Below are 20,592 nucleotides of genomic sequence, written 5' to 3'. Positions count from 1 at the left end.
GATGTCCCCCCGATTGAATGACGTAATGATGGCAGGTGCCGATGCGCGTTCGACGCGTTACTTCTTCTCCGGCGTCGCTTCTTCGCGCAACAGCCGCCAGGCGTGACCGTCGCGCGCCAGCAGCGCATCGGCTTCGGCCGGGCCTTCGCTGCCGGCCGCGTAGCCGTGCACCGGCACCGCGCCGCCGGTTTTCGGATGCAGCACGTCGTCCACGGCAGCCCAGCTCGTTTCGATGCTGTCGGCGCGCTGGAACAGCGTTTCGTCGCCGAGCATGCAGTCGTACAGCAAGGTTTCGTAGCCGACGTTGGCGCGTTCCGCGAAAAAGTCCGCGTAGTCGAACGACGATTTCACCGCGCCGATCTGCATCACCGGTCCCGGCGTTTTCACGTTGAAGTCGAAGCTCGTGCCGTGCGCGGGATCGATGCGCAGCGTCAACACATTCGGCGTGAGCGCATCGACCGGCGTGTCGCGAAACAGCCGGAACGGGACCGGCTTGAGTTGCACGGAGATCTCCGTGCGGCGCGCGGCCAGCCGCTTGCCGGTGCGCAGATAGAACGGCACACCCGCCCAACGCCAGTTCTCGACGAACACGCGCGCGGCGGCATAGGTTTCCGTCGTGCTGTCTTTGGCGACGTCCGGTTCCTCGCGATACCCGACGCCCGCCGGTCCTTTCTCATACTGACCGAAGACCACGTCGTCCGGCGTCAGCGGTTTGATCGCGTCGAAGATGTCGGCCTTCTTGTTGCGCACGGCTTCGGCGTCGAACGAATTGGGCGGTTCCATCGCGACCATGCCGAGCAACTGGAACAAGTGATTCGGCAACATGTCGCGGAACGCGCCGGTCTGCTCGTAGAACGCGCCGCGTCCTTCCACGCCGATGGTCTCGGCCGCGGTGATCTGCACGCTGTCGATGTATTCGCGCCGCCAGACCGGTTCGAACAGTGCATTCGCGAAGCGCACCGCGAGAATGCTCTGCACCGTGTCCTTGCCCAGAAAGTGATCGATGCGATAGACCTGCGACTCCTGCGCGAACGACAGAATGTGTTCGTTCAGATCGCGGGCGGAAGCGAGGTCGGTGCCGAACGGCTTCTCGATGACGAGGCGGCGGAACCCGCTCTTGCCGTCGTCGCTTTCCTTCAGCAGTCCCGCGCCGCCGAGATGTTCGGTAATGGGTTTGAAGAAACGCGAGCTGACCGCGAGATAGAAGATCACGTTGCCGCCGGACGACTTCTCGAGCTTCTGTTTCAGTTGCGTGAAGACGTCGTCGGTTTCGAATTCGCCGGCCATGTACTCAAGACGTTGTGCGACCCAGTCCCAGGCCTTGTCGTCGAGCTTACCGGCATGAAAGGTACTCGCCTTGTCGGCGGCGAACTGCTGCAGCGACTTGTGCAGGTCGTCCACCCACTCCTTCGTCTCGCGCTCGCCGTGATTCACGCCGATGATCTTCATGCCGTCGTCGAGCAGGCCGTCGACTGCGAGGTTGTAGAGCGCGGGCATCAGGAGCCGCTTGGTGAGATCGCCGCCTGCGCCGAAGATGACGAGCGTACAAGGCGGTGCGGGACGCTTGCCGGCCGGCGACGCCGGTTCTGCATGCGCGGTCGAGCTGACCTTGGCAGTGGGCTCGGCCTGATTGCCGGAGCGGTCGGAAGTTGAAGCGGTGTTCGGTGTAGTCGGCATAGGATTCACTTTAGGAAACCAATGAAACGGACGTGGTGTATAGCAGTGACCACGCTTGAACCCACTCAGTTCAAAAACGACGCAACCAGCGCGATGCGAGGACGCTGGTTCAAGGCTGCCGCCTCGTAGGCGTTATGTAACCTCCGGCGCGATCGCGGGCTTCGCTGGCGCCGACGCCGGCGCAGGCGAGCGCTCCGGGTCGCCGGTCATCGGCAACGTACCGGAGGCTGCCTGCGCACGAGGCTGTAGCAATAACGCGACCAGCCCGCTCCAGCCCGTCTGATGCGAAGCGCCGACGCCGCGCCCGTTATCGCCATGAAAGTACTCGTGGAACAGGATCAGGTCGCGCGAGCGCGGGTCGGCCTGCAACAGCGGGTACGCACCCATCACCGGCCGCTCGCCATCCTTGTTGCGCAGAAACAGCGTCGTCGCGCGGCGCGCCAGTTCGTCGGCGATGTCGTTCAGCGATAACTGCTTGCCGGAACCCGTCGGGTACTCGACGCGGAAATCGTCGCCGTAATAGCGGTGGAACTCGTACAGCGATTCGATCAGCAGATAATTCATCGGCATCCAGACCGGCCCGCGCCAGTTGGAGTTGCCGCCAAATACGCGCGAGTCCGATTCGGCCGGCAGATACTTCACTTCGAAACTGTCGCCATTGTGTTTGAACACGAACGGATGGTCGCGGTGATAACGCGACAACGCCCGTACGCCGAAGTCGGACAGGAATTCGCTTTCGTCCAGCGCGCGGCGCAGCAGCGCTTTCATACGGTGTCCGCGCAACAGCGAGAGCAGCAGCGAATTGCCCTTGCCCGGTTCGTTCCAGCGCGACACCAGCTTCGCCAGATCGGGGCGATGGTCGAGGAACCACACCAGCCGTTCGCGCAGACCCGGCAGACTGCCATGCAACCGCTCCTCCAGCACATGCACCGCGAACAGCGGAATCAGCCCGACGATGGAACGCACGCGCATCGGCACATCGGTGCCGTCGGGCAGGCGCAGCTTGTCGTAGAAGAATTCGTCGCCGTTGTCCCACAGGCCGGTTTCGCAGTCGTCGTCGCTGCTCACGGCTTCGGCGATGTACAGGAAATGCTCGAAGAACTTCACGCCGATATCGACGAACACGTGGTTCGCGTACGCGAGTTCGAGCGCGATACGCATCAGGTCCAGTGCGTACGCGGCCATCCACGCAGTGCCGTCGGCCTGATCGATATGACCGCCGGTCGGCAGCGGCGACGAACGGTCGAAGATGCCGACGTTGTCCAGCCCGAGAAAGCCGCCCTGGAAAATGTTGTGACCGTCGGCGTCCTTGCGGTTCACCCACCACGAGAAATTCAGCAACAGCTTGTGGAACACGAGTTCCAGAAAGTCTCGATCGGCATAGCCGGTCAGCGCCCGGTCGATTTCGTAGACCCGCCACGTAGCCCACGCATGCACTGGCGGATTCGCGTCGCCGAGCGCCCATTCATAAGCGGGCAACTGGCCGTTCGGATGCTGGTAGCGGTCCTTCACCAGCATCAGCAATTGCCGCTTCGCGAAGGCCGGGTCGATCAGCGCGAACGCTACCGCATGAAACGCGAGGTCCCATGACGCGTACCACGGGTATTCCCACTTGTCGGGCATCGAGATGATGTCCGCGTTGCACAGATGCCGCCAGTCCGCATTGCGACCGTGCTTGCGCGATGCCGGCGGTGCGGGTTGCAGCGGATCGCCTTCGATCCAGCGGTGCACGTCGTACTGGTAATACTGCTTGGACCACAGCATGCCCGCGAGTGCCTGACGCTGCACGAGGCGCGCATCGGGATCGGCGATCTCGTGCTGCAGGGCGCCGTAGAATTCGTCAGCTTCGGCGATACGGCGCGCGAACAGCGCATCTGCGTCGAGCGGCTTGTCGTCGGGACGCGACTGCAAACGCCAGCGCATATACACGACCGCGCGACCGTGCGGCCCGAGTTCGATCGGTGCGTGCGCAGCCGCCTTGGTGCCCGCGTCGTGGCGAATCGCCTGTTCGTCGCCGTGAACCACGTAATCGTTGAAGCCGTCCTTGAACGGACCCGTGCCGTCCATGTTGAAAAGACGCTTCACGTTGGTGTCGTTTTCGCAGAACAGCCACGCCACCTGCGGCGCGTCCTTCGACCATGCCGTGACCACGATCGGTTCATGGCCATGCAGATGCCCGACCACTTGCGCGGCACCGCTCGCGCTCTTACCGGCGGTCAACGAAGGCTTGTCCGCGTTTTCCTTCCACGACCAGGAATTGCGCGCCCAGATTTGCGGCAGCACGTCGAGCGACGCCGCCTGGTCCGCGCGGTTCTCGATCGTCACGCGCATCACGATATCCTCGGGACCCTGCTTCGCGTATTCGACCTGCACGTCGAAGTAACGCGAATCGTCGAACACGCCCGTGTCGAGAATCTCGTACTCCGGCATGTCGCCGCCGCGCCGCGCATTTTCTTCGATCAGGTCTTCGTAGGGATAAGCGGCATGCGGGTACTTGTAGAGCATGCGCATGTAGGAATGCGTGGGCGTGCCGTCCACGTAGAAGTACAACTCCTTCACGTCCTCGCCGTGGTTGCCCTGCGCATTGGTCAGCCCGAACAGGCGTTCCTTGAGGATCGCATCCTTGCGATTCCAGAGCGCAAGCGACACGCACCAGCCGAGTTTGTCGTCGCCGAAACCGGCAATGCCGTCTTCGCCCCAGCGATAGGCGCGGCTGCGCGCGTGGTCGTGCGGGAACGAGTCCCATGCGGTGCCGCCCTCGCTGTAGTCTTCGCGCACCGTGCCCCACTGACGTTCGCTGAGGTAAGGTCCCCAGCGCTGCCAATGAGCGCATTCGGCCGAATGCAGACGGGAACCTTCAATGGTGGCGAGCAGATTGGCAGCGCGCAGCGGTGGCATGACGACGTCCTTGCATCAGATCTGGCGTGGCGATAGGACACACATCCTAGCGTGGTTTAGTCGAAGGCGGGCGGCAACCCGGCAAGCAGCCGCTCGACGCGCAGCAACTCACCGAGCGACCAGGCCTGAAACGGCGTGCCGGCGGCCGCATGCGGCGCGTCGCCATCGGCGATCTCGGACAGGTGATCGAGACCGGCATCGTTCAGATGCGCATGGAGCGGTTCGAGGAAACGCGTTCGGGCTTCTTCGCGCACATCCGCCGTCGATGCGCCGTGCACTCGCAGCCATGCTTCGACGAACGGACCCAACAGCCACGGCCAGACCGTTCCCTGGTGATACGCACCATCGCGTTCCAGCGGCGTGCCGCCGTAATGGCCGCGATAAGCCGGATCGGAAGGCGCGAGCGTGCGCAAGCCGAGCGGTGTCAGCAGGTGGGCTTCGACCTGATCGAGTATGGCCTGGGCCGTCGCGCTGCCTTTCTCGATGTCGAACAACGGGAACGGTAGACCGCCTAACGCGAAGATCTGGTTCGGGCGGATCGAGCGGTCCAGCTTGCCGGGCTCGAAATCCGCGTCGACGTTATCGAACAGCGCTTGCGTGTCGCGATCGATGAAGCGCGTATGAAACGATTGCAACGCGCGTTCGGCGGCCGGCGCCCATTGCGCGTTCCACGCGGAGGCGATCCGCAGCGCGTTGATCCATAGCGCCTGCACTTCCACCGGCTTGCCGATGCGTGGCGTCACCACCCAGTCGCCGACCTTCGCGTCCATCCAGGTCAGTTGAACGCCGGGAACGCCGGAATCCAGCAAGCCATCCGCGACGCTCGCCTTGATATTGAAGCGCGTGCCGTGGGTATAGCCCATGAGGATAGCCTCCACGGCGGCTCGCAAACGCGTTTGCGTCGCCGTGCTCGCGTGCGCTGTCGCCAGATAGTCGTGGACGGCGACGATGAACCATAGCGACGCATCCACCGAGTTGTACTCCGGCGTGTCGCCGTAATCGGGGAAGCGGTTCGGCAACATGCCCTCGGAGAGCACGCCCGACCATTCGAGCAGGATCGCTTCGGCTTCGTCCAGTCGGCCCGTTGCGATCAGCAAGCCGCGCATCGCGATGAAGGTATCGCGGCCCCAGTCGGTGAACCACGGAAAGCCCGCGAGGATCGTGCGGCCTTGGTTGCGCGCGACGACGTAGGCATCGGCGGAGCGTTGAAGAAGAGAAGGAAACGCGTTGCGGCGTTGGAGTTCGGTTTGAGCGAGGGCGGTGGCATGAGCGGCGGCCGCGGTCGGCGGCGTCGATGTGCTCAGGATCATCACTGCCGACCCTTGCGAGAGATCGAAGCTGAATACGCCGGGCGTCGCGAGGTCTTCGCTGAAATCGAGGCCACGCTCGCGCTCGCGAACGTAGCAGAAGTTCCGGTACCAGTCGGGAGCATGCGCGTAGGTACCGTTCGTCACCGCGTGAACGACCGGCAGATCGCCATACGGTTGCCAACTCGCGCCGCTCGCATCGGCACTTACCTGGGCGTTGAAATCGAATGCCGGGTTTTCATGATGCAGCGCGTGGTAATCGCGGCCCGACAACAACGGCCTGACTTTCAGCGTGAACGCGCTCGACGCAAGCGACGCCGTGTCGCCCTCCAGTTGCCAGCGCAATACGGTTTCGCAGGTCGCTTTGCTGACGAACAGTTCGGCGACGAGCGTAGTGGAGGCGTCGATACGTATGCGCCACGTCGGCCACGGCGTGGTATCGAACGCGAGCAGAGTGGGCGTGAGGTCCGGATAGACGAGGTCCGGCGCGTACCGTTGCATGCTCGCGGGATAGCGCGCGCCGTTCGCTTCGAGCCATGCCTCCACGCCGTTCACGAGCACCACCCGACCGCCCGGCGCCCGCGTGGCAGCCAGCAGCAACGCGTGATAGCGGCGCGTGCGCAGCGTGCCGACGGTACCCGACGCGAAGCCACCGAAGCCGTCGGCCTCCAGCCATTCTTCTTCGAGCAACGTAATGTCGAAAGGTGTGTCGATGCGTGTCATGAGTTCACCAGGGTGGGCCTTATCGTCGATCTTCGCGCAACCGTACAAGACTTCGCTTCTCGTGGCAGCGACATGACCATTTTCATTCGAAGTACTTTCCAGATCCTTTCAACCAACCCACGTTTTTACGCAATTTTCACCAGGCGCAAACGTTTCACAATTATTTCTTGAAAGGATTGGAGACTGCATCCGCTTCCACAAAAACCGGATGCCCCATGAGACAAAAACTCCGCCCACTCCGCATGGCCAGTGCGGCTTTGGCTGCGCTCGCCGCGTTGACACTCGGCGCGTGCGGCGCGGACGACGCCGCTTCGGACTCCGCGAGCGGCTCGACTGCTGCGAACACTGCTTCAGACACTTCCGCTTATGCGGATGTGGCAAACGCGGCGAACGTCCCGGCACGAAACGCCGCGACATTGCCCGCTTCCGCACCGCTTGCCGCGGACCCGCTCGCCGCCTCCGACGACGTGATTACACAGACCATGCAAGCCAGCCTCGCTGCGGACAACCAGCAGGTGAGTCCTGTCATGCGTTACGCGCCTGGCGACAGCGCCGGCAGCCACTAACCCGATTCCCCCGGCGCGCGAGCCGCGCTATTCTTTTTTCCCGCAGAAGGTGATCTTCGATGACATCCACTAGCCGTCGCCGTTTCCTGCAGACCGTCGCTTCATCCGCCGGTGCTGCCGCCGCGCTCACCGCGCTGCCCGAGTCGATTCGCAATGCACTTGCCGTCCCCGCGTTTTCCCGCACGGGCACGATTCGCGATGTCGAGCACATCGTCGTGTTCATGCAGGAGAACCGCTCGTTCGACCATTACTTCGGCCATCTGCGTGGCGTGCGCGGTTACAACGACCGCTTCCCGATTCCGCTGCCCGGCGGCAAGCCGGTGTGGTATCAGCCGTCGAAGGAAGACCCGACCAAGCCGGTGCTGCCGTTCCATCTGAACACCGCGACGACCAGCGCTCAATGCGTCGGCGATCTCGATCATAACTGGTACCCCACGCATGCCGCGATCAACAACGGCCGCTACGACCAGTGGCCGGTCAACAAGACCGACATGACGATGGGCTACCACCTGCGCAGCGATATTCCGTTCCACTATGCGCTGGCCGATGCGTTCACCGTGTGCGATGCCTATTTCGCGTCGCTGCCCGGACCCACGCACCCGAACCGCTCGTATCTGATGACCGGTATGGTCGATCCGAGCGGCAAGTTCGGCGGTCCGCTGCTCGACAACAACGATTTCGTCGATGGCGACGTGCCGCCGAGCTATCAGTTGTTGTCGTGGACCACTTACCCGGAACGTCTGCAGGCCGCCGGCATTTCGTGGCAGGTTTATCAACAGGGGCTGACCGGCGCCGATCCGCTGAACGGCAATTACGGCACCAACATCCTGCAGAACTTCACGAACTTCATCAATGCACAGCCGGGTACGCCGCTCTACGAGCGCGCGCAGACCGTGCGCACGATCGACGATCTGAAAGCCGACGTGCTCGCGAACAAGCTTCCGCAAGTGTCGTGGTTGTGTCCGCCTGCCGCGTATTCGGAGCATCCGAAATACACGCCCGCTTACGGCGCCGAATACACCTCGCAGATTCTGGATGCGTTGACATCGAATCCCGAGGTGTGGAGCAAGACCGTGCTGTTCATCATGTACGACGAGAACGACGGTTTCTTCGATCACCTCGTGCCGCCTCAACCAGCGACGACGGCCGCGCAAGGCAAGTCGACGGTCAGCACCGAAGGCGAAATTCATAACGTCGTGAATCCCGCGCGCGGCGGCAGCTATACCGCCGACGGCTTGCCGTACGGCCTCGGCCCGCGCGTGCCGATGACCGTCGTTTCGCCGTGGAGCAAGGGCGGCTTCGTGTGTTCGCAGGTGTTCGATCACACCTCCGTGATCCGCTTTATCGAAACGCGCTTTGGCGTGCATGAGCCGAACATCACAGCATGGCGTCGCGCGGTGTGCGGCGACCTGACCACGGCGTTCGACTTCCGTACGCCGGACTCGAAGGTGCCGACGCTGCCCGATACCAGCAACTACAAAAGCATCGCCGATAACCAGTGCGCGAGTCAGCCGGCGCCGACCGTGCCCGCGACGCTGGGCGCAATCGATCCCCAGGAAAGCGGCATTCGTTTTGCCCGTGCATTGCCGTACGAGTTGCACGTGAATGGGCATGTGGATACGAAGAAGAATACGTTCGCCATTTCGTTGGGCAATACCGGCGATCAGGGCGCGCATTTTTATGTGTACTCGACGAATCGCACGGACGGTCCGTGGCGCTATACCGTCGAAGCGGGCAAGTCGCTCGATGAGACATTCGATCTGACGACCACCGATGGTGTGTACGCGTTCGAGGTGTTCGGGCCGAACGGGTTCGTGCGCAAGTTTGCGGGCAATGTGAAAGGGACGGGCGCGTTGCCGGAAATTACCGTGCAATACGATGTGGCCAACGGAAACGTGTTCCTGAAGTTCGCCAATCAGGGACGCGGGATTGCACGCCTGACGGTGACGGACAACGCTTACGGCGCGCGGACGCGGCCGGTGCTGGTGCCCGCGCATCTGAATATCGAAGAGGCGTGGGTGCTGGCTTCGAGTCATCACTGGTATGACTTGACGGTGACCAGTCTCGATGACGATGGGTTCTCGCGGCGCGTCGCCGGGCATGTGGAGAACGGTCGCGCGAGTATCAGCGATCCGGCGGCGGTGGCGCCGGTGCTGGTGGTGGGGTAAGCGGAAGGGAAGAAGCGCGGGTGGCGGGCTCGCGCTTTTTTTATCGTGGTCTGTCGGAGTTGCGATTGCGCTTTCGCGCCACGCTAGAACTGTGAGGTGGCCTGCACGCCCAGCGTCGCCCGGGAGTTTGGGAAACCGTTGGGTTTATAAACGGGTACTCCAACGAACAGGTCATACGAGACGCCGGCAAGGCGGGAAGGCAGGCCTCCCCGGATGCCGATCACCGCGCCGGCCAGTTGTGTTCCAGCGAGGAACAGAGTGTTCGGTCCGAACACATGCCCATAGTCGATGCCTGCGTACAGCGTCTGGTTTGTTTGTCCGATACGCCATTGCAGTTCATTGCGCCAATAGAAGCCTTTCTCGGCTGCCAGCATCGTTTCACCATCGAAACCACGCACCGTGTAGCGGCTGCCGATGGTGAGGTCGTCCAGATAGAAGAGCGTGTCGTTGGTGAACTGCGCGTGCATGGTCGTGACATAGCGGAACTTCTGTTGGGCGACCGCGAACGGCACCGAGAGATTCGCGTCGAGCACGGCCATGTGAAACCGGTACGTCGGGCCGTTAGCGTAGGGGTCAGGCATTGCACCGAGCCCGCCGATACCCTGACGATATGCAAGCGTGCCATCGAACTGCGACGCGCCGAAGTAGTGCCGGTCGGTCAGGCCCGCTTCGATAAACGTGTTGTTGCGATGCTGCTGCGGTATGTCGGTGTCGTCGATGAAGCTCGCCCCGAAGCGCTTCGATAGCTGGAACTCCACGCCGAACACGTCGCTTTTGCTGCGGCTCAATACACGCGATAGCCTGAGTGCGGCTGTCTGCGAGTTGCCGCTGGACACGAACGTCTGGTTCACGCCAGCGATGTTCTGGTAGTAGGTGTTCGTGTTGCCGGACACTGTGGCCGTCCAGTAGCCCCATGGCAGCGAATACGAACCGTTGAAACCGTGCGAGCCTAGCGACTTGTTGGCGAACGACAGGTCCTGATTCGCACCGACCGTGAACAGGTCGTTGAGGCCGAGCGGATTGTCGATGCCGAGGCTCACGTTGCCTTGCCACTTGCCGGTGGCGTCCGTGCCCGAGTTATCGATGGAGGCGACGAAGGTCCATGGCTTCGAGCGGTTAACGGTCACGATGACATCGCTTTCGCCGGGGGTGTCGGTCGGCTCGATCTTAATGTCCACTTCCTGCGAAGCGACGCGTTTCATTTGTTCCAGGCCCTGCTCGAGGTCGTGCAGGTCGAGCAGATCGCTTTCGCTTATCGGGAATACGGTTTTCAAGGTGCCGCGTGTGGTTGGATCAGCACAGCGGAGTTGGTGCAGAACGCCGGGGATGAGCGCCAGGGCCAACGTGCCGTTAGACAAGTCCTGAGGTGATGCGAGCACTCGGGTAGTCGCATATCCTCGGCTGAGGATTGCGTGCTGCAGACCCTCGATTAGTGTGCCGATGCCGGCCGTGCCGATGCATTCGCCGCTGTAGTGATCGAGCCATTTGCGCGCGAAGGCGAAAGGGTCGAGTGGCAGGGTTGAGGCTCCCGCCGTGCGTACAGCGTCAGGCAAAGTTGTTGGGACATCGAGTTCGAATTTTTTGATGCGGAAGCATGGCGTTTCGACCGGCAGCAGCGGATAGCCCTCGATCTCTGGCAGCGTCGAACGCACGGCGGGAGCCTGCACGGTTGCGTCACGCTGCTGCGCGTCGCGTTGTTGCTGGATCTGCTGGTTCTGCTCGGCGTTGGCACGGGCGGCGGCGGCTTCGTCGGCTGGCGTCGGGACGTGCTGGGCATTTGATGCGAGTGATACGAAAGCTGTGAGCAAAACAGCAAGTTCCCGGATGCAGTTCTTCACGACAGATCTTTTCCCCGACGCGGATTTCTGGACTGAAGACGCGAGTCTGCCAGAGGGTGCGATCAGTCCATCTCAATTAGGTCGGATCACGAAGCGAATTGGTTATGCCGGGGTTGGGGGGTTTGAAGGGAGAGGGGAACGACAGCGGGAAAAGGGCTTTTGTGCTCCCGCGGCTCAACCAGTTTTTATCGGAAGAGGAATAGACCGTTCGCGAATTCGTCGGTGTGCAGGTGGCGAATACGCGAAGCGCACTTCATACGTGTTGGTTGAGAGCGCCGGGAAGAATTCTGGCTTAATGTTGAGCTTGGCTCGCGCACCGAGTTTGCACGCCTCCCATTTTTTGTTGTGGATGTGCTGCATGACTTTCCAACCTCGGCCCTCAAGCGCCATCCGATATCTGTCAAATAATTGATCCGTCTATGAGTCGGCACTGATGTTTCGCGTCAGGGACGCTACGCTCCCGCGATCCAGGTCTTTTCGGACACCACCTTCTCAACCATACCCAGCATGTAGTCCATGTCCGAGTTCATCAAATTAAACTTGCGCGAGACATCGGTTGGGTTGTTGGTTCGCTTCATTTCGGTTCATCCTGTTTATCGTCTTCGGTTTTGTAGCTCTCGCGCGCCTTCTTGTAGCTGTTGTCGAAGGGTTTGATGTTAAGCATGTGGGCGCGACTCGAAATTCCGCCTACAGCCATTAGCCCAAAGCCCAACAGGAAAGCCGCCATCCTGAGCCAGCGCGGCAACCAATCGAGCGCGAGGCTCATGCCGAATGCGGTAAGTCCGACCACGAACAACGTAATGCGTACCCAGCCAGATAAATTTCCGGCCTCAACAAATCTCATTTCCTTGTTCCATTTGAATTTACATTGAATATCGAATTGGATTGACGAGTTATCCAATCTTGGATTTGTGTCGAATATGGAGCGTTGTTAAGTGTAGTTGCGACTCCATTGACCACCAACGATGCTGTCGGAGCGCGGTCCGCTGCGATCTGGCCTGCTAGTGCCACTGCGCCTTGATATGTGTACTGTCCGACGTTAGGCCGCACCAGTTGCGATACCCCGTCTGCAGCAATGCCTACTACCGTAGCACCGAAGGCAATTTCACCGAAAGCAGGGGCCAACGGAGACGGTGATACTGCGCCGGTTGCCGCAGCAGAACTGATCCATCCGGCAGTGTTAGAAACCATTGAAGCCGTGTCGGCGCTCGTATTCCGCATGAAGTCCGCGTCCGATTTATCGAACTTCGTGAACGGGCCGGTGATGTTAATCGAGCCGCTTCTAGTCTGCTGATACGAGAACTGGCTCGGCACTCCACCCGGCGAAGCGCTGTTGTAGTTCTCCAGAATATACGACTGCAACTGCGGATCGGCCTGCGCCGTAACCTGCGTGAGGATCGGTTTGCCGTCCGCCGCCGTCCCACCCGATATCCACTGTGCACTCGAGTCCGTAGGGACCTGACCAATCAGGGTGGTCGGTGCGCCCGACTCGTTCGCCCCGTTCACGGTGACGCCCATGATACGAAGCTGGTCCTCGACCTGCGCCTGGGTGTACTGACCGCCGCTCTTGTCCTCGATCTGCTTTGCCAATGTTTTTTCCTCAGGATGCAATTGCCGGTTGTACCGGTCAACGTTGTAGCCAGAGAACGCGCCCGCGTCGCCACCCACCGCGGCAGCCGCGCCCGTAGCAATCGCGTTCGCGACGATGTTGCCAAGCGCCGTGTTCATGTTGGCGTTGCCGGTCGGGTCCGAGTTTGCAATGGCGCCACTCAGAACATTGAGTTTTCCCGCTGCAATCGACGCGCTACCTCCACCCGCTGCGCCGCCGATTGCGTTACCGCCCGCCAGTCCGGTCACGAGTGCCGCGCCGGCTGCCTGCATCGCTGCCCGATATTTGCCGCCCGCCGCCCATTCAGGATCGCCCGTCGCCGTGGCCTGCACGTCGGCAGAGTCACCGATGCGCCGGGAGACGGCTTCGCCTGCCGCGCCCGCTGCGGCCATCATGTCCGATTGACGTTCGAGCAGGTTGTTCACGTCCGGCAGTGTGGCAACCGTGCCGTTTGTCTTCGAAGTGTCACGGTTCAGGCTCGCAACGTCCTGCGTCTGGTGGTCCGCATCGGTGATGATGATGGTGCCCGCACTGACGCCGCTACGAGTCCTCACGCTATCGCTACCGCTATCGTTCTGACTCAGCATCGGCGCGGGGCCACCCGCATTAGGCCCATTCGCCGTGGAACCCGAACCATGGGTGCTGTAGTTCGCGCCGCCGTCGCCGGTCGTTACCCCCCCGCCGATACCCCCCGTGTGTGCGTTATAACTCGACGAGTTCTGCATGTCGCCATACGTCAGCGTGCTCGTCGAAAGCGTGGTCTTCGATGCGTCGGCGTCGCTTGCAATCACCGCACCCTTGAGCGCCGTATTCCCCTCGACATTGATATTGAACCCACCGTCCCCCGCCCGGATGCCAGCCTGTTCATTCACTCCCGCATAGCTACCACTGGCGTTCGCACTGGTATGACTGAAACTCGCGCTGCCACCGCCCTGGCTGATCGCAAAGCCACCGCCCGTGCTCTCCTGATGCGCACTGCTCGACATCGTATCCTGCACGCTCTCGATACTCAGGTCGCCGCCAACATCGGCATTCACCCGGCGACCATTCACCTTCGATCCGATGATGTTAGTGTCGCCACCCGAAATGATCGTTGCGGTATTCGCCGCCGTCACGTACGTGTTGTTCTGCATGGCGGTGTCGCTGATGCCATTGCCGTGTGCCCTCGACATCGACGCATCGACCCCGAAGCCCTGCGTACCATAGGAGATACCGACACTCGCGCTGCTGGACTCGTTGCTGCTGCGCGTCGAGTCGGTATCGGTCGTATTGACGAGATCGACCCGATTTTTCGCCGCCAGGATCACGTCGTTCGCGTTCACGTTCGACCCTGCAATGGTCAGGTTGCCGCTCCCCTGCGTGTCGTCTCCGGCTGCAACAAACGCAGCCGTGCCGCCCGATGTGGTGCGCGATCCTCGATGGGTGGTGCTGTCCTCGGCGTAGGTGTTCTTGCTGTGGCTGCTACCGTAACTGAGTTCGATCTTGGCCGATGGCGCCTGGCCGTTGGCGAGCGAGTCCAACGCCGCGCGAGCCGCGCCAACCGAATCAATCGCACTGCTCGCCGCCGCCATGCCGTGCAGCGCTGCCGCGCGATCGTCTCGGCGGTGGCTCGCAGCATGCGCCTGATCGACCGTGTTGGACACCGCATCGATCACCGGTGCCTTGATCGCGAGCGTAAACCCACTCTGTTTGACCTCGTGCGAATCGTCGTGATGCATCGTATCGACGGCAGAGTCAATCGTGACGTTGGCGCCGGTGCCGGTGACATTCTGCGCGGCAACCAGATCGCTACCCGTGACATGCAGGTCCTTGCCGGCGGTGATGTTCAGACTGCCGTCGAGCGAACCAACCGTGCTGCCCGCGTTCATTACCGTGGCGTCGTGCGCCGTATCGGTCTGCGTCCTGCTGCCTACCGATATGCCGATCCCTCCGCCCGTGCCAAAGCCGGACTCGTGTTTCTGGTAATAGCTCGCTGTACTCTGCGTATCCTGCGACGTCGTGATCGCGACGTTCCCGCCGGCCGCCAGTTTCACGTCGTTCGTACCCGCGACGGTCGAACCCTTCACGCTCAGGTCGCGACCCGCGCTGACCGTAACCGTATCGCCAGACACGGTGCTTCCCACTCCAATGTTCGCTTGCGTGCTCTGCATCGTGTCGATGGTCGATCCATGCACGAAGCTGCCGCGCTGCGACTGAGTAGCCGAGTACGAATCATGTTCCTCCCGGCCTTCGCTAATCACCACGTCACCCGAGGCCGCGATGGCTGCTGCACCCCTACCCGCCGCCAGCGACGAACCCGTGAGCGTGACATGGCCTTTCACGGGATCGTCGCTCAGGGCCGCAAGCGTGGCATTGCCGCCCGCGCTGATATTCGTCCCGACTGCCTGTTCGTCGTAACTGCGATCGGCCTGCTTGCGGGCTTTGTCGTCCATCGCGACATTGTTGTAGGTCGCGGTGTTGGTGGCGGTCGTTGCTGTCAGATTACCGCCCGCGACCACGGCCATGTCGCTACCCGCGACGACCGTTGCGCCCTTGAGCGTCGTATCGTTGCCGCTTTGCATCGCGAGGTCGCCGCCAGCGCTGATGCCGCTGGTCTGGTTGAGCGTGGTACTGGTTTCCCAATGGTGCTGGTCGTTGTTCGCCACCGACTGCAACGTAGCCGACTGCACGGTATCCACCGTCATGTCGTGCCCCGCTGCAATCTGCGCATTACCGCGGGCAGCGATACTCGCGCCATGAACCGCGAGGTCATTACCCGCCACGACTACCAGGTCCCCCGTGGACGCAATCGTGCCCTGTGCGCCGAGCAGGCTCTGGCCAACCATGCTGTTGCCCGCCACCGAACCAACGCCTACTGTATCCACCAACGTAGTGTTCAAAACGTCATGCCCGGCGAGCACGGCCACGCGGTTACCGCTGATACGTCCCGACGCGTTAACGACATCGTTCGTAGCAGAAACCAAAGTGGTGCCACTGTCCGCACTGCTGCCAATTGCGCCGCCCCGGTTCAAAATATCGGTCGCGGCAATAACAGTCTGCGTCCCGCCCTTGATAACGCCCGAGTTCGTTGCGCTGCCCGAAGCGTGAATCTGCACATCATCGGCGGCGATCAGCGCCCCGGTCGGCCGCAAATCGTTCGCGTGTATCTGCGCCAGATAAACGACTGGAGCCAGCACCTCCTGCGTGCTGCCATCCGGCAGCGTCACCGTCTGACTCACCAGCCAGACGATGTCGCTGGTAAGTGCATCCATCTGCGCGGCGGTCAGCGCCAGCCCCGGTTCGAGATTGAATGCCTTCGCGACGTTCACACCGTTACTCATCAGCGCGCGATACTCGTCCTCGTTGCTCGTATAGCCCTGCAGATAGACACGTCCCGTGAGTTGCGTGATCTGGTCGCGCACCATCCGTTCTTCATACACACCATCGCCCAGCCGCTTGATGGTCTTCAAAGGATCGACACCGAGCGCAGCCAGCATGTAGTCGCTCGAAATAAAACTCGTGTAGCGGGTGAGCCGGGGATCTGTGACAACCAGATACGACGCGCCAGGCGCGGTATTGAAGGTGTACAGGCCACTCGACGGCAGCGTGATACTGAGCGCGCCGCCCGGTCCGGCGATGGACTGCAGCGCATCGACATTCTGTATCTCGCCCGTAGCGAGGTCGACGGTCTGCGCACCTGTGCCAGTGATGCCGCCTACGCTCCCATTCGCGCCCAGCGTGCCGCCCGTCGCACCGGTCGCCGAGTTTGCCGCGGCCACGTTCGTATTGGCGATATCGGTCGCGCTGATCTGCATCGAGTTGTTCGCGACGATCGTGCCGCCCGTGCCGCCGATGGCGACCGGTGAAAGGACCATCGACGGCTCGACTACCGTCCCCACGTCTCGAGCGACGTTCTCGTTCCACGCGTAAGTCGAAACGATGTCCTGCTTCTGGTACTGGTAGAGCGTCTGGCCGATGTTGTTCACCAGCGTGCCGCCATACTTGCCACTCGTGACATCGCCTTGCGCGTCTGCGCTACCAATCTGGATCGAGCCGCCCGCGCCGATTGCGCTGTATTCGTTGTCCAGCGTGCCGACGTTTGCAAACACGATATTTCCGCCCGCCATGATCTGCGCCTGCTGCGCCTGCGGGCCAGTTACCCGATCCTGCTGCGTGGTGGTCGTCGTATCGCGTGCAATCTCGACGCGCTGGTATCCCTTGTGCGCGTCGTTACGCGATGCGTATTCGGTGCCGGGATCGTAATTGACGGTCGGATCGTAGCCGTCCCAGTAGCTGACGGTGATCGAACCGTCCGTGTTGGTCGTCAGCGAGTCGTAGTAAATGGTCGTAGGCTGACCGTCGATGTTCACGACCAGCAGCTTGTCGGTCGCATCCGGACCGAACCTCTGCGACACGACATCTGCGCCGGAGAAGGTCGTGTCGAGCGGCGCAAGATAGCCGCTGTCCCACATGGCCTGCGTACAGTAACCCTTGTCGGCGCCCGTCGTCGTACAGGTCAGGTACTTTGAGCGCTTGGTTCGATGTTCGGTTTCGACACGGGTTGTCACCGTCTCCACCGTCGGCGCTGGCCGCGTGTTGGTCAGCCTGTGCGTGGCGACCTCGACATTGCCCTGCGCCTCGATGGTCGACTGGTCGTTGATAACGGAGTTGCTGCGATTTGCGAGCAGGCCGTTCACATCGCGCGCACCATCCGCAGCAATATGGATGTCCCCCAGGCTGAAAAGGTTTGCGCCACCCGTGTTGGAGATATCGCCACGCGAGTACAGATTCAGTTGCGAAGCCGCGGCCATCACGGCGGCAGCGCCCCTATTGCCGATCGAACCGGCGTTCAGCGTAACCATGTTGCCGGTGATCGCTGCCGTGTTAACCAGCGACCCGCTGGTCGTCGCAACGATATCGCCTTCGATGCGGCCTTCATTGTTGATCGCGTTCGCAGCATTGACCGTCGTGGTCGACGAATTCAGGTTTGCGCCGGCAAGGTTGTCGACGCTTGCCGCGTCGACCGTCAGCGCGTTCACCGCACCGAGCGTGCCCAGATTCGTGAAGGTGCCTGCTGTCGTGAACGTCAGGTCGTGGTTAGCCTGAATCTGGTTGCGGCCAGTGAGCGTGTAGTCACCGTTGACCGTGACCACACCGTCTTGTCCGGCGATGATCCTGCCATCTCCCGTGAGCAGGTTCGTCACGACCGACAGATTCTGGTCGCTGCCAATCGCGCCATTCTGGTTCGCCAGCGTGTCCGCATTGACGGATACCGAGCCACCGCTTCCGGTATCGTTGCCGATGCGTCCCGACGTGTTATCGAGCGAGCCGACGTTCAGGGCAATCGCACCGTTCCCGTGAATCGACCCGCCCGCATTGACGACGCCTGCGTGAGCGCCGTTCAGCGTGACGTTGTTCGAACCCGACAGGGTCGCGTTGGTGTTGTCCGCGAGCTGGGCGATATCCAGCGTCAGGTCACGGCCCGACACGATCTGCCCGCCGTTCGTGTTCGACAGCGTGTCCGCGTTCACCGTCAGGTCGCCGTTGCCGCCGATAGTGCCCGCGCCAGCCACATCGCCCGCATTGCTGTTCACGAGAGTAGCCGCGCTAACCGTCGTTGCGCCGGAGCCGGAGTTCGCGATACGCCCGTTCGTGTTGTCGAGCGATGCGCCTGTCACCTGCAAAGTGGTGTCTGCACCATCCGCCTCGATCTGGCCACCCATGTTGTCGATAGCGCCTTGCGCAGACACGGAGACAGCGCCACCGCCCTGGATCAGACCTGCCCGGTTGTCGAGCGTGCCAGCGGACTGCACCGTGGCCGCGCCGCCCGCCGCGAGTGTGCCGCCACGGTTCGATACGGCACCGGAACGGACATCGAGCGCGCCATTGGTCGCAATCGTGCCGCCCGTGTTGTCGAGCGAACCCACATTGACGGAGAGCGCGCCTGAGGACCGCAGTGTGCCGCTTTGGTTCTGCAAGTCCCCAGTTGCGGCGACGTCGAGCGCACCGCCCGACACAATCTGCCCATCACGATTGGACAGTGCGCCCACCGTCACGGTCTGAGCACCGCCCGAGGACACTACACCGCCGTCGTTCGTGAGCGTTCCGGAGGCGCGCGCGTCGAGCGCGGCTCCCGCCGTCACGGTTGCGCCCGACAGGTTCAGGCCGGCGCCGGTGGCCGACAGTGCCAGCGCATCGTTAGCCGAGGTGCGACTTCGGGCGAGATCGACCGACACGCCGGTCAGCACGGCATTCCCACCCGCCGCATTGCGACCGGTCGCGGCCAGCACGCCACCCGCCGTCACCGACAGGTCGCCGGACCGCGCGAGGCTGCCATCCCCGTTCACGCCTGCGCCGAGCGTGCCGGTCGACGCGACGCTGCCCGCATTCACAGTCGTGTCCTGCTGCGCCGCGAGCACGCCGCCGTTCGTCAGCGTGCCAGACGTGTTCGCAATGACATTCCGTTGCGCGTAAGTCGTGCCACTGTTGTCGATGCCGCCTGACGCAGAGAGCGTGATGTCGCCGCTCGCATTGGTCTGTCCCGTCAGGATGAGCTTGCCCTCCGCGGTCACCGTGAAGTCACCCGCCTGCGCCGCCAGCACGCCTTTGCTAGAAACACCTACGCCCGCTTCCGTGCCCACCAGCACGATACTGTTCGCGTACATCCCGCCGATCTGGCTGACGTCGATGGAGATATACGGAGTCAAACCCTCACCGGCGATGGCAGTCGTATCGAGCGCCTCATGGCCGATCCGGTTAGCCCCCGCAATGACGTTCAGGTTCTTCGCATGAATCGCGGCGTTCGCGTGCATGACACGCGACAGCAGATCGATCTGATCGGACGCACTCGCATCGAGGCCTGCACCTTGGACATCGATGCTGCCGCCTCTTACATCGAAACCGGCAAGCGAGCCATCTGCCGCATAGTTCGGCGTCCCCGTCGTCAAAATCGCGCGAGACGTGTTGATAAAGCCACCGCCGTTCACGCTGATGCCGGACCCATTCGCGATCACCACCTCGGCGCGCTGCCCCGCGACCTCGACATGACCATTGATCTGGCTCGCCGCGCTGCTGTTGACCTGATTGACGATCACCCGAGCAGCCTGACCAGCACCCAGATTCGGATTCCCGTTGATCATCCCCGCCTGCTGCGTCTGCACGAGCCCTGGCGAGTTGTTCAGGATAGCGCCACGCGACTGCACATCGAACTGGCCATACGTGTTGATCGACACGCCAGCCCCCGAAGGCCGGTTGATATCCACCTGCGGCAACCCATTACGCGTCTGCACCACCGAAGGCGCTTGCTCACCGCCCGGAACGATCTGCGCCGCCGACCACGCGGGCCATACACCGACGAGCATCAACGCGACCTCTGGCAGGCAAGCCATCACCTGCTGTGCTTTTCCACCCCAAGCGGTCTCCGCCACTGCAACCAGCATGTCTCTCGATCGGCTGAACACCAGCCGGTGTCTATTTCTGTTCATCTGCCGCGTCTTTATGTTTTTTTACCGACGTGCAATTTATCGGCAGACCCACGCACGCAGCTCGACGCATCCCGCCAAAACAACATATCGAATCAAATCGGATTACTCCTATCGACCCTCCCCGCGATATCGAGCACGACACAGGAAACCCGCCTACTTATCCCCAATTTTTGTTGACAGCTTTGTGAATAACTCCGGGGCTACTAGCCTAAGTGCCTGAACGTAATCAACTTCTCCCCCAAGACACCAGTGGATGCACACCAACCCACCATAGCTTTATCCACAGTTAATGTTTGCAAGCCTGTGGACAACCTGAGCACAGCCTACCCAAGTCACTGATCCC

General features: G+C 61.9%; 9 protein-coding genes. 2 read left to right on the top strand and 7 right to left on the bottom strand.

Going from position 1 to position 20,592, the window contains the following annotated elements:
* Positions 1-57: 57 nt before the first annotated feature.
* From zwf to FQ746_RS28195, 3 genes are all read right to left on the bottom strand, one after another.
* Entirely contained in the window at positions 58-1,677 is a 1,620-nt protein-coding gene (zwf, locus tag FQ746_RS28205) for a glucose-6-phosphate dehydrogenase (RefSeq protein WP_144113080.1), read from the bottom strand.
* A 132-nt stretch (positions 1,678-1,809) separates the two neighbouring features.
* Positions 1,810-4,575 carry an MGH1-like glycoside hydrolase domain-containing protein gene (locus tag FQ746_RS28200; protein WP_144113079.1) on the bottom strand — a complete coding sequence of 922 codons (2,766 nt, stop codon included), beginning with the start codon at positions 4,573-4,575 and terminating at the stop codon, positions 1,810-1,812.
* Between the two features lie 56 nt (positions 4,576-4,631).
* Positions 4,632-6,605 carry an amylo-alpha-1,6-glucosidase gene (locus FQ746_RS28195; RefSeq protein ID WP_144113078.1) on the bottom strand — a complete coding sequence of 658 codons (1,974 nt, stop codon included), beginning with the start codon at positions 6,603-6,605 and terminating at the stop codon, positions 4,632-4,634.
* Between the two features lie 215 nt (positions 6,606-6,820).
* On the opposite strand from FQ746_RS28195, the gene FQ746_RS28190 reads away from it, so the two are divergent.
* Both FQ746_RS28190 and FQ746_RS28185 read left to right on the top strand, forming a co-directional pair.
* Positions 6,821-7,171 (top strand): hypothetical protein, encoded by a 351-nt coding sequence (locus FQ746_RS28190; RefSeq protein WP_260854186.1) that lies wholly within the window; start codon positions 6,821-6,823, stop codon positions 7,169-7,171.
* Positions 7,172-7,230: 59 nt separating this feature from the next.
* On the top strand, positions 7,231-9,339 hold the full coding sequence (locus FQ746_RS28185) for a phosphocholine-specific phospholipase C (RefSeq protein ID WP_144113077.1): 2,109 nt from the start codon (positions 7,231-7,233) through the stop codon (positions 9,337-9,339).
* A gap of 83 nt (positions 9,340-9,422) precedes the next feature.
* Here FQ746_RS28185 and FQ746_RS28180 read toward each other — a convergent pair whose 3' ends face one another.
* The 4 genes from FQ746_RS28180 to FQ746_RS28170 form a co-directional block, all read right to left on the bottom strand.
* Positions 9,423-11,177, bottom strand: a complete 1,755-nt coding sequence (locus FQ746_RS28180; protein WP_260854185.1) for a ShlB/FhaC/HecB family hemolysin secretion/activation protein — start codon at positions 11,175-11,177, stop codon at positions 9,423-9,425.
* A gap of 452 nt (positions 11,178-11,629) precedes the next feature.
* Positions 11,630-11,755 (bottom strand): hypothetical protein, encoded by a 126-nt coding sequence (locus FQ746_RS35360; RefSeq protein ID WP_260854184.1) that lies wholly within the window; start codon positions 11,753-11,755, stop codon positions 11,630-11,632.
* Positions 11,752-12,021 carry a hypothetical protein gene (locus FQ746_RS28175; protein WP_144113076.1) on the bottom strand — a complete coding sequence of 90 codons (270 nt, stop codon included), beginning with the start codon at positions 12,019-12,021 and terminating at the stop codon, positions 11,752-11,754. Before FQ746_RS28175 ends, FQ746_RS35360 begins: the two co-directional genes overlap by 4 nt.
* Complete coding sequence (locus FQ746_RS28170) at positions 12,018-20,249, bottom strand: hemagglutinin repeat-containing protein (RefSeq protein WP_144113075.1); 8,232 nt, start codon at positions 20,247-20,249, stop codon at positions 12,018-12,020. Before FQ746_RS28170 ends, FQ746_RS28175 begins: the two co-directional genes overlap by 4 nt.
* Between the last annotated feature and the right edge of the window lie 343 nt (positions 20,250-20,592).

The organism is Paraburkholderia sp. BCC1886 (genome assembly GCF_900996245.1).
Classification (GTDB): Bacteria; Pseudomonadota; Gammaproteobacteria; order Burkholderiales; family Burkholderiaceae; genus Paraburkholderia.
Note: the sequence above shows the minus strand (reverse complement) of the source record. Positions and strands in the feature narration are given on the sequence as shown.